General features: G+C 69.6%; 9 protein-coding genes. 5 read left to right on the top strand and 4 right to left on the bottom strand.

Going from position 1 to position 14241, the window contains the following annotated elements; genetic code table 11:
- Nucleotides 1–24: 24 nt before the first annotated feature.
- Genes BRO63_RS15105 through BRO63_RS34200 form a run of 4 tightly spaced genes read right to left on the bottom strand, consistent with a single transcriptional unit; the run spans nucleotide 25 to nucleotide 3531 of the window.
- Nucleotides 25–810: an enoyl-CoA hydratase gene (locus tag BRO63_RS15105; protein ID WP_088140546.1), complete on the bottom strand. Its 786-nt coding sequence runs from the start codon at nucleotides 808–810 to the stop codon at nucleotides 25–27.
- Entirely contained in the window at nucleotides 807–2003 is a 1197-nt protein-coding gene (locus BRO63_RS15100; protein ID WP_088140545.1) for a CaiB/BaiF CoA transferase family protein, read from the bottom strand. The genes BRO63_RS15105 and BRO63_RS15100 overlap by 4 nt, the downstream gene beginning before the upstream one ends.
- A gap of 15 nt (nucleotides 2004–2018) precedes the next feature.
- A complete protein-coding gene (locus BRO63_RS15095; protein ID WP_088140544.1) occupies nucleotides 2019–3374 on the bottom strand; it encodes an amidase in 1356 nt (451 codons plus the stop codon).
- Entirely contained in the window at nucleotides 3367–3531 is a 165-nt protein-coding gene (locus BRO63_RS34200) for a hypothetical protein (protein ID WP_179215105.1), read from the bottom strand. The genes BRO63_RS15095 and BRO63_RS34200 overlap by 8 nt, the downstream gene beginning before the upstream one ends.
- Nucleotides 3532–3656: 125 nt before the next feature.
- Between BRO63_RS34200 and BRO63_RS15090 the strand changes: the two genes are divergently transcribed.
- From BRO63_RS15090 to BRO63_RS15070, 5 genes are all read left to right on the top strand, one after another.
- Nucleotides 3657–4316, top strand: coding sequence for a GntR family transcriptional regulator (locus tag BRO63_RS15090; RefSeq protein ID WP_088140543.1), 660 nt, complete (start codon nucleotides 3657–3659; stop codon nucleotides 4314–4316).
- Between the two features lie 176 nt (nucleotides 4317–4492).
- Nucleotides 4493–5815, top strand: coding sequence for an MFS transporter (locus BRO63_RS15085; RefSeq protein ID WP_088140542.1), 1323 nt, complete (start codon nucleotides 4493–4495; stop codon nucleotides 5813–5815).
- A gap of 198 nt (nucleotides 5816–6013) precedes the next feature.
- Entirely contained in the window at nucleotides 6014–7138 is a 1125-nt protein-coding gene (locus BRO63_RS15080; protein ID WP_256943314.1) for a BamA/TamA family outer membrane protein, read from the top strand.
- Nucleotides 7135–7419, top strand: coding sequence for a hypothetical protein (locus BRO63_RS15075; protein WP_088140764.1), 285 nt, complete (start codon nucleotides 7135–7137; stop codon nucleotides 7417–7419). The genes BRO63_RS15080 and BRO63_RS15075 overlap by 4 nt, the downstream gene beginning before the upstream one ends.
- A 239-nt stretch (nucleotides 7420–7658) precedes the next feature.
- Complete coding sequence (locus BRO63_RS15070; RefSeq protein WP_088140540.1) at nucleotides 7659–14201, top strand: autotransporter outer membrane beta-barrel domain-containing protein; 6543 nt, start codon at nucleotides 7659–7661, stop codon at nucleotides 14199–14201.
- The last annotated feature ends 40 nt before the right edge of the window (nucleotides 14202–14241 follow it).

The following is a 14241-nucleotide window of genomic DNA, read 5'->3' as shown; positions in this document are numbered from 1 at the left end:
TCTTGCTCATGGTTCAAGGACGGCTCAGCGGCCGAGAAAGACCGGATCGCGCTTTTCGGCGAAAGCACGCCGGCCTTCGGCGTAGTCCTCGCTGGCGTAGCACTGGGCCACCTGGGCATCGATCGCGTCAAGTTCGGCGGCTGTCGGCGGATTCATGGTCGCCAGTATGGCCGCCTTTGCCGCGCGCAGGGAGAGGGGGGCATTGGCGGCAATGGTCCGCACCCGCGCCTGGGTCTGGCGGGCGAAGTCGTCGTCGGCGTAACGTTCATGGATCAGGCCGCGGCGCTCGGCCTGCTCGGCGTCCAGGGTGCGGGCGGTATAGAACAGATCGAAGGCGGACGCCGCGCCCACCACGCCCGCCAGCCTGCGCATGTCGGCATGGGAATAGCCCAGCCCCAGCCTTGCGGCCGGCATGCGGAAGCGGGCGCTGGCGCTGGCATAGCGCAGGTCGCAGGCCAAGGCCAGGCCGATGCCGCCGCCCATGCACGCGCCTTGTATCAGCGCGATGGTAGGCGCCTCGAACTCCGCCAGCAGCCGCTGCGCATCCGCCACCGCCTGGTTGTACCGGGCGACCGCCGCCGCGCCGTCACGGGCCTGGTCGAACTCGCTGATGTCGGCCCCGGACACGAAGGCCCGGGCGCCGGCGCCGGCCAGCGTCAGCACCCGGACCCCAGCGCCTGCCAGTTCAAGCAGCGCCGCAGCCAGTTGCTGCCACATGGACAGCGTCATCGCATTGCGCTTTTCCGGATGGCAGACCGTCAGGGCCGCGATGCCGTCCTGGAAATCCACCTGGATCCGGCCGCCGCTCATACCACCCCCGCGTCATACAGGCGCTCGACGTCGCCCGCGGCATAGCCCATCTCGGCCAGCATCTCGCGGGTGTGTTCACCCCAGCCGGGCGCGGGCCGCGCAATATGGGCGGGCGTGCGCGTCAAGGTCACGGGCTGTGAGATCAAGCGGTATTCGTGTCCGGTCTCGTCCGCAACCTGCTGCGCCACGCCCAGGTGACGCACCTGCTCATCCTCGAACACCTGCGGAATGCTGTAGACCGGGCCTGCCGGCACGCCGGCGCGGTTCAGCAGCCCGACCCAATGCGCGACGCTTTGCTGACGGAAGCGCTGCGCCAGCGATTCATTGAGCGCGGCCCGGTTCGCCACGCGCAGCTTCTCGGTGGCATAGCGCGGGTCCTCCAGCCATTGCGGCGCGTCCAGGCACTCGCACAGGCGGCGCCAATTGCCTTCGCCGGACGCGCCCAGGTTGAAGGCGCCGTCGCTGGCCTCGAACAGCCCCATCGGACTGCTGGTCGGATGATCGTTGCCCGCCTGCACCGGCGTGTCGCCGTCGTTCAGGTAGCGCGCCGCCTGGAAGTCCATCAGCGCGATCTGCGTGTGCAGCAGGGAACTGTGGACCCATTGGCCCACGCCGGACCGTTCGCGCTCCAGCAAGGCCAGCAGGACGCCGACCGCGGCGTAGATGCCCGTGCCGCAATCGGCGACCGCGAGCCCCGCGCGTAGCGGACCGCCGCCGGCAAAGCCTGTCACCGACATGAGGCCGCCCATGCCCTGGATGATCTGGTCGAAGCCTGGCCGGTCCGCATAGGGGCCGTCCTGGCCAAAGCCGGAGATGCTGGCCAGGATGATGCGGGGATTGATGGCGCGCAGGGCTTCATAATCCACCCCCAGCCGCGCCTTGACGTCGGGGCGCCAGTTTTCCACCACCACGTCGGCGGTGGCGACCAGTTGCTTGAACACGGCCAGGCCTTCGGGCTTCTTCAGGTTCAGCGTCATCGACCGCTTGTTGCGGTTCAGGTTCTGGAAATCGCCGCCAGTGCGGTCGGCGGCGAACATGGCTTCGTTGGGATCGATCCCGGCCGGCGGTTCGATGCGGATCACGTCCGCGCCGAAGTCCGCCAGGATGCGTACGCAGGTCGGGCCGGCGCGCACGCGCGAAAGGTCCAGCACGCGAAAGCGCGCGAGGGTGGGGGAGGCGTTGATTCTGGCCATGATGAGTCCGTGGGGTTAGCGTTGCAGAATGGCGGAAAAGGGCAGGGCGAACTGATGCGCAAAGGCCAGCAGCAGGGCTTCGCTGCCCGGCGCGCCGACCGCTTGCACACTGACGGGACGGCCCTGCGCATCGATGCCGATGGGCAAGACCAGCGCCGGCAGGCCCAGATGGTTCAGGTAGGCGTGGTGCCGGTGCAGCGCCGCGAGCGCGCGCGGATCGAAAGCCGGGCTGCTGGTGGTGACCGCGGCGCGGTCCGGCACGCCTTGCGGCAGGCAGGGCATGAGCAGCAGGTCCGCGTCGGCCAGATAGGTGGCGAGGAAGGCGGCGCGCAATGGCGCGATCTGCGACAGGGCGTGGCGATACCAGATCGCCGGCATGGCCCAGCCCGGCAGCGCGATGGACTGGGTGGCCGGCGCCAGCGACGCCAGCTCATGGCGTACGCTGCCCGCCAGCGTGGCGGCGGCTTCGGCGTGCAACACGATCTGGGCCAGGCGGTTCAGGCGGTCCAGGTCGGGCGCGGGGCGGGAATCGATGCGCTGCGGATCGGGCAGGCCCCGTTCGAATCCCGACATCACGGCCGCCACGTCGGCGCGCGCCCCGGCGGTCGCCAGCGTCGAAGCCAGCCGCCAGCGGCGCGGCCGGGAAAGTTCCTGTTCGATCGCCGCCGCGTCCGCAGGCAGGGCGGGCGCGGCGGCCTGCGCAGGCAGCAACGCGGCATAGACACAGGCGGCATCCAGCGCGCTGCGGCCTATCACGCCCACCGTGTCCAAGGTCGGCGCCAGGGCTGCGACGCCGTCCGCCGGCACCAGCCCCGGCGTCGGCTTGAGTCCCACCAGGCCGCAGGTCGCGGCCGGCATGCGCACCGAGCCGGCCGTATCGGTGCCCAGCGTTGCGGGAACCAGGCCCGCCGCCACCGCGACCGCGCAGCCGCTGGACGATCCGCCCACCGCAGCCGCGGCATCCAGCGGATTGGCCAGCGCCGGGCCATGCGGATTCTCGGCCGTCGCGCCGCAAGCGTGTTCGGCCATCGCCAGGGCGCCCAGGTTGAGCGCTCCATGGTCCTGCAAGCGGCGCAGCGCCGTGGCCATCGGACCCGGAGCAGCGTCGCGCAAAGGCCGCCCGCGGCCAGGTGCGTGCTTGCCGGTCTGGAAGGCATCCTTGTGCGCCAGCGCCACGCCTTCAAGCAGGCCGCCGTGCCGCACGAAGGCGCAAGAGGGCAGATAGGTGCGCGTGGCGCAGTGCAGCTCGGCCGCGCGGCGCTGGAACGCCGCGGCCTGGGCCGCGACCAGCGTGGCGCGTTCGCCAGGCGTGGCCCGGACGTAGTTGCGGCGCATGTCGGCCACGCCCAGATGCAACAGGGGCTCAGACATCGGCATCCCCGCAGGCTGCGATCTCGGTCTCCACGGCGGCAAGGCGCAGCAGCGTGCGCGCGACCGCCGATTGCGTCTCGGCGGGCACGGCCAGGCCATGCGTCTTGCAGACCAGGGCGACCCAGGCCTGCCATTCCTGTTTGGGCGAGTCTTCCATGCTCACTACCTCCTGCCGCGCTTTGCTCGGTAAAATAAAAGTCTAGTCTCATAAATATATTTATATAAGTCAAGAAAATACTATGCCCTGCGTGAATTTTCTTCACCCCTTGACCGGAGTCCGCCATGAAAGCCGCTGAGCGCATCCGCCTGTCCGTCGAAGAGTCCATCCGCGATGGCAGCCTGTTGCCGGGAGATCCCGTCGACGAACAGATGCTGATGCAGACCTACGACGTCTCGCGCACGCCGGTGCGCGAGGCGCTGCTGCAGTTGCAGGCGCAGGGCTTGGTGGCCAGCCTGCCGCGCGGCGGCATGGTGGTGGCCAAGATGGACGTGGCCCAGCTGCTGGCCATGTGGGAGCTGCTGGCGGAACTGGAGGGCATAGGCGCGCGCCTGGCCTGCGAACGCATGACGCCGCCCGAGCGCGACGAGCTGGCGGCCATCCACGAACGCGCGGCAGCCGTGGTGCGGCGCGAAGACACCGATGCCTGGCAGGAACACAACCGGCGCTTCCACGATGCCCTGTACCAGGGCGCCCGCAATCCCTATCTGCGCCAGGAGATCCTGCGCATGCGGTCGCGCACCGGTGCCTACCGGCTGCACGCCTTTTCGGCCTTCGGCCGCCTGGCCGCGTCGTGGGAACAGCACGGCCAGCTGCTCGAAGCCATCCAGGCGCAGGATCCGGCGCGCGCCGCCGCGGTCATGACGCAGCACATGAGCCCCGGGCAGGGAGCCACCAGCTTCGCTTCGTTTGTCGCCGCGCTGCCCAAGAACCTGCTGGCCTGAAGAGGCGCCAAAAATGCGCTGCCCGCGGTGGTCACCGCGGGTAACTCCCTATTATTGTATTTTTTTAAAATGGCAAAATATATTTATAGCAGCCAAAAACATCTGCTCGCGTGACCTTGCCCCGGTATCGGCGGGCTAGGGCGCTCCCCCTGATCCGCTCCACCGAGGAACCCGCTATGGATGCCGTTTCACCTCAACCCCTTTCCGCGCCGGCACATGGCGCCGCGCCCACGGCCGATCCAGGCCTGATGCACCGCAAGGTCGCCTGGCGCCTCATTCCTTTCCTGATTTTCCTGTTCCTGCTGGCGTGGATCGACCGCGTCAACGTCGGCTTCGCCAAGCTGCAGATGCTGCAGGACCTGCGTTTCAGCGAAGCCGTGTACGGCCTGGGGGCGGGGATTTTCTTCATTGGCTACTTCATCTTCGAAGTGCCCAGCAACCTGCTGCTGCAACGCATCGGCGCGCGCAAGACGCTGGCCCGCATCACCATCCTGTGGGGCCTGACGTCAATGGCGATGGCATTCGTCACCACGCCGACTTCGTTCTACGTCCTGCGCTTTCTGCTCGGCGCCTTCGAAGCAGGCTTTTTCCCTGGCGTCATGCTCTATCTGACCTACTGGATACCCGCGAGCAGGCGAGGGCGCATCAACGGCTGGTTCATGACGTCGTTCGGCATCGCCGGCATCGTGGGCGGGCCGATAGCCGGCCTCATCATGAGCGGCATGGATGGCGTGGCCCCGCTGCGCAACTGGCAATGGCTGTTCGTGCTGGAAGGCATTCCTTCCGTGATCGCCGGACTGGTGGTGCTGGCGTATCTGCCGGACCGGCCCCAGCAGGCGCGCTGGCTGAGCGCGGCGGAAAAGGCCGCGCTGACGGCTGAGCTGGACAGCGAACGGCTGGACCCGGCCAAGCACGCCAGCTTCGCCCAGGCCTTGCGCCTGCCCGCCTTGTGGCTGTGTACCGCGGCCTATTTCTGCATCGTCGGGGGCAACGCGACGCTGGCTTTCTGGATGCCTTCCATCGTGCGCGAACTGGGCGTGCAGGGGACCTTGAACATCGGCCTGCTGTCGGCCATCCCGTTCATCCTGGGCACGGCCGCGATGGTGATCAACGGCGCGCATTCCGATTCCACCCGTGAACGCCGCCTGCATTGCGCCGGCGCCACCCTGGTCGGCGCGGTCGGCCTGTCCTTGACCGGCGCCTACATCGGCAGTCCCGTGCTGGCGATGGCTGCCCTCAGCATTGCCGCCATCGGCGTGCTGGGCGCCTTCCCGGTCTTCTGGGCGATTCCGGCGGCCTTCCTGACTGGCACCGCGGCCGCGGGCGGCATCGCCTTCATCAATTCGGTCGGCAACCTGGCTGGCTTCGCCACGCCCTTCATGATGGGCTGGCTGAAGGAATGGACGGGCGGCGTCGCCGCCGGCTTGTACGTGGTGGCCGGCATGCAGCTCGTCGCCACGGCGGTCGTCGCGCTCACGATGCGCAAGCTGGCGGCGTAGGCGCCGGCTTGCGCATGCCCGCGCGGCATGGCGCAAAGTCGTGCGCAAGATCCCGCGCCGTGTCATCATCGGCGGTGCATGACTGAACGCGCGGCTCCAGTCTCATGGCTGCGAGCCGCGTCCGTTATCGCCGGACTGCGGCACCGACAGCGTGGGAATGATTCCGTGCGCCAGGATTGCAGATTTACCCGAAGGGCTTTGGCCGCGCTGACCTTGCGGCTCCTGATCCTGCTGTGCGCCGGCCAGGCTCTTGCGGGCGCGGCACGGGCCGAGACGAACGGCGACAGCGACAGCGACGGCCCGGACATGGGCAACTTCCTGCTGCGCCAGAACGGCGCGCTTCCGGTGCCCGTCATCATCACAGAACCCGCCGTCGGGTACGGGGGCGGATTGATGCTGCTTTATTTTTCGGAACCCGCGGCGCAGCCCGGGCCGGATGGCCAGGCTGACAACACACACAAGGCGCCGCCCAACGTCACCGGCGTGGGCGCCATGGCCACCGAAAACGGCACCCGCGGCGGTGCGCTATTCCACTTCCGCAGCTGGGACGCGGACCGCTACCGCTACCTGGGCGCGCTGGCCCAGGGACGGGCGAACCTCGAGTACTACGGCGCTTCCAGCCACGGTCGCAGCTATGAGGTGAAGGGCACGTTCCTGATGCAGCAGATCCTCGCCAGGGTAGGGGACACGCCCTGGTATGTCGGCCCGCGCTACACCTATTTCCGCTCGAATACGCGATTCACCGGCGAGACGGCCGGCGAGCTGTCCAAGGCCGAAATGGCCGGCCACATCGGCAAGGCCGGCCTGGTCGTGGACTACGACACGCGCGACAATATCTTCTATCCCAACCGGGGCAGCTATGCCGAGCTGGAAGCCCAGTTCTCGCGCAGCTGGCTCGGCAGCGACCAGTCATTCGAAAGTTACCGCACGCGCGGCTACACCTGGCAGCCGCTGGCGCCGCGCTGGACCTTGGGCCTGCGCGGCGACGGCCAGTTCACGCGCGGCACGGTGCCGTTCTACGCCCAGCCCTACGTCGATCTGCGCGGCGTGGCGCGGGGCCGTTACCAGGACCGCGACGCGCTGGCGTTCGAAGCCGAATTGCGCTGGGACGCCACGCCGCGCTGGTCCATACTGGGGTTCAGCGGCGTGGGCAAGGCATATGGCAACTGGAGGTCGTTCTCCGAGGCCTCCACCGTCGTCAGCGTGGGGACCGGCTTCCGGTACCTGATCGCGGCCAAACTGGGGTTGGCCGTGGGCATCGACATCGCCCACAGCAAGGACCAGAACGCCTTCTACATTCAAGTCGGGAGCGCATGGCGATGAAGACAGATGACGACAGTTCCGTACTGCAGGCCGGCACGTCCCAGCTCGGCAACCTGCTGCAATTCCTGGCCTGGATCGCCGAGCGGCCGCGCACCTATGCGCAGACCATGGACGCCTGGCGCAGTTCGTGCCCGCGTCTGTCCGCCTGGGAGGACGCGACCGCCAACGGGCTGGTGGACATGGCCCGGGAGCACGACGATGCGCAGGCTGGCCCGGTCGTCGTCCTGACGCAAAAGGGGCGCGCGCTGCTGGCGTCGGCCGGCGAGCCTGCGCGCCCTTGAGTCCAAGGGCCGGCCGCCTCCGGCCGCGTCAATCTTTGCTTACACCCATCCCGGGCTCGATGTAACCATGTGGTTTTTTTTGCGGATTTCGTCGAAAAAATCCACTGATTCATCGAAAAAAAGTTGCACCCTCCGCGCAGCCTGCGGATTCTAGTGGCGAAACATTGCCAGTTACTACCGAGCGCATGCCCGGGCCGCCGGGCGGTCTTGGCGCTCGCGCCACCAGAATCCGCGAATCCATGAAGCCCATTTCTCTTCCCGCGCGCCACCCCGGCCGGCCTTTTCCCCTGCTGCGGCAGAACACCTTGCGGCTCGCCGTCGTGTCGGCGCTGGGCGCCTGCGCCTGGGGCGCGGCGGGCAATGCGCAGGCGGGCTATGCGTGCGCCGGCGGCCCCTCCCTGAATGTCCCGTCGGGCAGCTACCCGAGCGCCCAGGCCATCTGCGAAGGCGATAGCGGGGTGGACCATAACGACGAGAAAGACGGACAGAACGGGCCTGACGTGTCCGTCACGTCCACCGGCAACTACAACGCCAACGCCAACCAGACCCGGCTGAACCCGTTGGGCGTGGTCACGGCGATCTCGCGCGGCGGCGACGGCGTGGACGAAGGCACGGCGGGCGACGGCGGCAACATCACCGTGACCAGCAGCGGCGACGTCGCGCTCAACGGCACGGCGCTCAGCAACTTCAACAGCCTCATCATGGCGGTTTCGTCCGGCGGCATCGGCGACCCCGCCAACGACAACAACGACTCGAACGGCGGACACGGCGGTCTGGGCCAGACCGTGACCGTGACCAACTCCGGCAACCTGACGATGTCCGGCTCCTTGCCCACCCCGCGCCAAGGGCTGTACGGCATCAATGCGCGGGCCCTGGGCGGAGCGGGCGGCGACCAGAACGATCCCACGCTGGAATACGGCGACCAGGTGGGCGGCAATGGCGGCAATGCCAGCACGGTCACGGTCGGCAACACCGGCGCCATCAACCTGGGCAGCAGCGCGGCGCGCCTGCGCACCTATGGCAACGGAGCCGCCATCTACGCGAATTCCGTGGGCGGCATGGGCGGCTACAACAACGGCAATGCCGGCACGGGCGGCACCGTGCAAGTGACGCACCAGGGCCAGGCCAACAGCTACTGGCAGGTTTTCGACAGCGCCACGGTCTTTGGCATCTACGCGCAAAGCATTGGCGGCGACGGCACGGCCTCGACCGACAACAGCGACAACGGCGGCAATGGCGGCGGCACGTCGGACAGCTGGACCCAGAAGGTCACGGTCGACGTGAATGGCTCGGTGCTGCTGGACGTGGCCGGTTCGGCCGCGGGCGCCACGGTGCAGGGCGCCGGCGTCGCCGCCCGCGCCATCGGCGGCAAGGGCGGCAAGGGCCCGGACAAGGACCATGCCGGCGGCAATGGCGGCGCGGGCGGCGCCGTGGCGATCAATCTATACCAGGGCGGCAGCGTCGCGACGCGCGGCGACAACCTGCCCGGCCTGGCGGCGCAAAGCCTGGGCGGGCAGGGCGGCGACGGCACCGACAGCACCAAGCTGGCCGGGCAGGGCGGCGGCGGCGGGTTCGGCGGCAACGCCAGCGCCGTCAACGTTTCCACGGCCAGCGGCAGCGCCATTGGCACGACGGGCAAATTTTCCACCGGCATCGTGGCGCAGTCGGTCGGCGGCGGCGGCGGCACGGGCAGCGACTTCGTGTCGGTGCTGGGGGGCCAGGGCGGCAACGGCGGCAATGGCGGCAACGCCGGGGCGGTCACTGTGGCGACCGCCGGCACGGTCACGACCAGCGGCGACCACGCCTACGGCGTGCTGGCCCAGTCCATTGCCGGCAGCGGCGGCGCGGGCGGCGCGGACACAGCCGAACTGGTGTCCCTGGGCGGGGACGGCGCGGGCGGCGGCGCGGCCGGCCAGGTCACCCTGAGCAACACGGGGTCCATCGCCACCTCGGGCTACAACTCGCACGGCATGATCGGCCAATCGATCGGCGGCGGCGGCGGGGCTTCCGGCAGCGCCACCGGCCTGCTCAGCGTGGGCGGCAGCTCGGCCGGGGCCACCGGATCCTCGGGCAGCACGGTAGTCATCGGCAACACCGGCTCCATCACGACGGCCGGCAACGCCGCCATCGGCATGGTGGCCCAGTCCATCGGCGGCGGCGGCGGCAGCGGCGGCGACAGCATCGGCGTGCTGGGCGTGGGCGGGGGCGGCGCCGGGGGTGGCGCGGGCGGCAATGTCATCATCCAGGACCTGGGCTCGATCCAGACCGCCGGCCAGTTCGGCGCGGGCGTGCTGGCCCAATCCGTGGGCGGCGGCGGCGGCAACGGCGGCGATACCTTCACCGCATCGGTAGGCGTGTCGGTGGCGATCGGCGGCAGCGCCAGCGGCGGCGGCAACGGCGGTTCGGTCTGCATGAGCAACCAGGGCGGCTGCGACGGCACGCTGACGTACTCCACGTCCAACCTCGCCACCCACGGCAACTACGCGCCCGGCATCATCGCGCAGAGCATCGGCGGCGGCGGCGGCACGGGCGGCAGCGTCAAGAACGCCAGCGTGGCGTCCTTCGCGGCCTTGCAACTGGGCGGCAGCGGCGGCTCGGGCGGCGACGGCTATTCCTCGATCGTGAACCTGAGCGGTTCCCACATCGCCACGGGCATGGACTACGCCAGTCCGAACATCGATCCCGCCACCTATGCGCCCAACGATTCCTTCGGCATCCTGGCGCAGACCATAGGCGGGGGCGGCGGCAATGGCGGCAGCTCTAGCGCCAGCGACCTGGTGGTGGCGGTGCCCACCGGCGAGGGCGCGTCCCTGGCGTTCAATTTCGAAGCCGCCGTGGGCGGCAGCGGCGGGGCGGGCGGTAGCGCCTGCCCGCCGGGAGACGCCGCGTGCGTCACCCAGGTCAACCTCAGCAACGGCTCCACGGTCGCCACCTTGGGCGACGGTTCCCATGCCGTGATGGCCCAGTCCATCGGCGGCGGCGGCGGCAATGGCGGCGATTCGTCCGTGCTGTCCACCGTGCTGGGCGATGCGACCACGATCTCGCTGTCGGCCGGCATGACCCTGGGCGGTTCCGGCTCGGCGGGCGGCAACGGCGGCGCGGTGGGCGTAAGCCTGGGCGACGCCAACGGCGCCTATGTCGGCATGCCGCCGTCGTTACTGACCCCGCCCGGCGTGCGCGTGCCGCCGGCGTCCACCATCGTGACCTATGGCGATTACGCCAACGGCGTGCTGGCCCAATCCATAGGCGGAGGCGGCGGCAACGGCGGGGTCGGCAGCAGCAATGCCTATACCCACGGCGGACCCACCAACGTCAAGCTGACCCTGGCCTTGGGCGGCACCGGCGGCACGGGCGGCACCGGCGGCAACGTGGACGTGACGCTCAACCCCAACTTCGCCATCCGCACGCTGGGTTCCGGTTCGCGCGGCATCGTGGCGCAATCCATCGGCGGCGGCGGCGGGGCCTCGCAAGGTGGCACGCTGAACGTGGCCGGCAGCGCCGAGGAGCGACCATCCGCCCGCCTGCAGGTGGGCCTGGGCGCGACTGGTGGTTCCGGCGCCACTGGCGGCAACATCAATGCGACATTGCAAGGCGCCATCCGCACCGAAGGCGGCGATGCCGACGGCGTGCTGCTGCAATCGATCGGCGGCGGCGGCGGGCTGGGCGGATCGCTGGGCGCCGACGCCTCGTCCTATCCCATCCTGGACCGCATCGGCAACCACAGCGACAACAAGGAACGGCTCGACGACGAAAACAGCACCTACCAGTTCGGCGTGGACGTGGGCGGCACCGGCGGCACGGGCGGCCATGGCGGCAACGTCACCGTGAACTACGCTGGCAAGATCGCCACCGCTGGCGACTGGGCCGACGGCCTGGTCGCCCAGTCGATAGGCGGAGGCGGCGGCGTGGGCGGATCGTCCAGCGCCTCGGGCAGCAAGATCAAGGCCAACGCCACCATCGGCGTGGGCGGCAGCGGCGGCGCGGGCGGCAACGGCGGCGTCCTCAGCTTCTTCTTCGACGACGACCATGGCAACAGCATCGCCACGGCCGGCTACAACGCCTATGGCGTGCTGCTGCAATCGATCGGCGGCGGCGGCGGGCAGGGCGGCGACGGTTCCGACCAGGCCCAGGGCACCATCACCGTCGGCGCCTCGTTTGGCGGCACGGGCGGCGTGGCCGGCAACGGCGGCAACATCCTGACCTCTGGCGGCGGAAGCTGGCTAAACGTCCAGACCACGGGCGACGACTCTCCAGCGCTGGCGATGCAGTCGATCGGCGGCGGCGGCGGCACGGCCGGCGCGGGCAACAGCAGCTCCAAGCTGCAGCAGGACAGCCATTCCATGAGCGTCGCGGTGGGCGGCAGCGGCGGCTTGTCCGGCTCGGGCGGCGCCATCGACGTCGCCACCGGCATCGCCGCCACCACGCAAGGCGCGCGCGCCTACGGCGTGCTGGCGCAATCGATAGGCGGAGGCGGCGGCCTGGGCGGCGCGGGCGATGCCAGCAACCTGGCCGGCGTGTCGCTGGGCGGGCGCGGCGGCGCCGCCGGCGACGGCGGAACCGTGACCCTGACCTTGAATGCGGGCGGCCACATCAGCACCAGCGGCGCCGGCTCGCATGGCCTGATCGCCCAGTCCATCGGCGGCGGCGGCGGCATCGCGGGCGACACCAGCAAGGGCTTGCAGCTGGGCTCGGGCGGCTGGACCCCAGGCAGCGGCCAGACGGGCGGCAACGGCAACGGCGGCGCGGTCAACCTCAATGTCGCCAGCAACATCACGACCCAGGGCGCCTACGCCTTCGGTGTGATCGCCCAATCGATCGGCGGCGGGGGCGGGCTGGGCGGCAGCGCGGCAGGGGGCTACGCCGGCAGCACGGCAGGCGCGGGCAGCACGGGATCCGGCGGGAACGTCACGGTGGCGCAGAGCGGCACCATCGCCGCCACCGGCGCCGGCGCCACCGGCATCTTTGCGCAAAGCGCCGGTCCCCAGGGGTCTGGCCAGGTCGCGGTCACCGTCGACGGTTCGGTCGGCGGCGGCACCGGCGCGGGCGCCTATGGCGTCTGGATCGCGGGCGACCAGCAGAACACGCTGACCGTGGGTACGGCGGGCACGATCACGGCCGGCGCGGGCGGCAGCGCGGTGCGCTACGACGGCGCCGCCCTGCAGCAAGCCAAGACCGTGAGCTTACTGGCCAGCGCGCCCGGCGCCAGCCTGTCCATCCACAATGCGGGGACTGTGCTGGGCAACATCGAATGCGGCGGCGGCGCGGGCGGCATCGCCTGCAATGTCTGGAACGCCGCCAGCGGCACCCTGGGCGACGCCACGCTCTACCAGGCGAACGTCGACAACGCGGGCGTGGTCGCCATAGGCAGGTCCGGCGCCTTCGACACGCTCACGGTCGCGGGGAACTTCAACCTGCGGGCAGGCGGCCTGCTGCAGGCGGACGTGGACTTCGCCAACCTCAAATCGCCGAGCATGGTGGTGCAGGGCGATACCCGCCTGAACGGCCAGGTGTATGTCCAGCCCATCACCTTGCTGCCCGACCACGAAGTCACCGTGGCGACGCTGCAAGGCGATATGCAGGGCGCCCCCGCCGCCAAGGACAGCCCGGTGATCGACTACGAAGCCAGACTGGACGGCAAGAACGTGCGCGTGCGCGCCGCGCAGGCCGACTTCGCCGCGCCTTCCATGCAATTGGCCGCCAACCAGCGCTCGGTCGCAAGGCATCTGCAAGGCGCCTGGAACCTGGGCGGCAATGCCGACATGGCGTCCTTGTTCGCGGCGCTGGACATGGCCTCCAGGGATAGCGCGGCTACCTATTCGAACCGGCTTTCCGACCTGTCGGCTGGCGTCAGCGTGGCGCCCGCCGCGCAGATGCAGGCCAGCATGGCGCGCTTTACCGGCGCCATGATGTCATGCCCGGCGTTCCAGGGCGGCGACGCGCTGACCGGCGAGCAGGATTGCCTCTGGGGCCAGGTGTCCGGCATCAATACCAACCAGGATGGCGAGGGCGGGGTCTCCGGTTTTTCGTTCGATGGCGTCACGTACCAGTTCGGCGGCCAGCGCCAGGTCAGCCCGGGCTGGTTCCTGGGCGGATCCGTCGCCTACCAGAACAGCCACCTGAGCGGCGACGACGGACGGGTCAGCGGCAAGGGCGACAGCGGCTATGCCGGCGTGGTGGTGAAGCGCGAAACCGGACCCTGGACCCTGTCAGCGGCCCTGGGCGGCGGCTACGGCCAGTACGACATCAACCGCAGCATCCGCATCCCCGGGATGCAGAGCACGGCCGACTCGGACCTGGACGTCTATGGCGCGGCCTTGCGCCTGCGCATCGCCCGCACCTACGCCGCGGAACGCGTCTATCTGAAACCCTATGTGGACCTGGACGCGTCCTACACCCACATGCCTGGCTACGGCGAATCCCGCAACGCCCTGCATCTGGACGTGGAAAGCAGCAACCAGTTCGTCATGGCCCTGTCGCCGACGCTGGAGCTGGGCGGCAAGGTGGCGCTGAAGAACGGCGCGACCCTGCGCCCCTACATGTATGGCGGCGTGTCGTTCCTGTCCAAGGACGAATACACGGTCAAGGCGCGCTTGCAGGGCGCGCCGGCAGGCTCCGGCGCCTTCGAGACCTCGGTGCCCATGGACGATGTCATCGGCCGCGTCGGCGCGGGCCTGCAGGTATCGAACGCGGGCGGCCTGGACTTCCGGCTACAGTACGACGGGGACTTTTCGTCCCACATACAAAGCCATCGCGGCACCTTGAAGGTGATGGTGCCGTTCTGAGCGCCGCAGGCGCCTTGGCTCGGGGTGGCGCGCAATCCCG

The organism is Achromobacter xylosoxidans (assembly GCF_002192695.1).
In the GTDB taxonomy this organism is placed as follows: domain Bacteria; phylum Pseudomonadota; class Gammaproteobacteria; order Burkholderiales; family Burkholderiaceae_B; genus Achromobacter; species Achromobacter xylosoxidans_C.
This window is presented reverse-complemented; position numbering and strand designations above follow the sequence as displayed.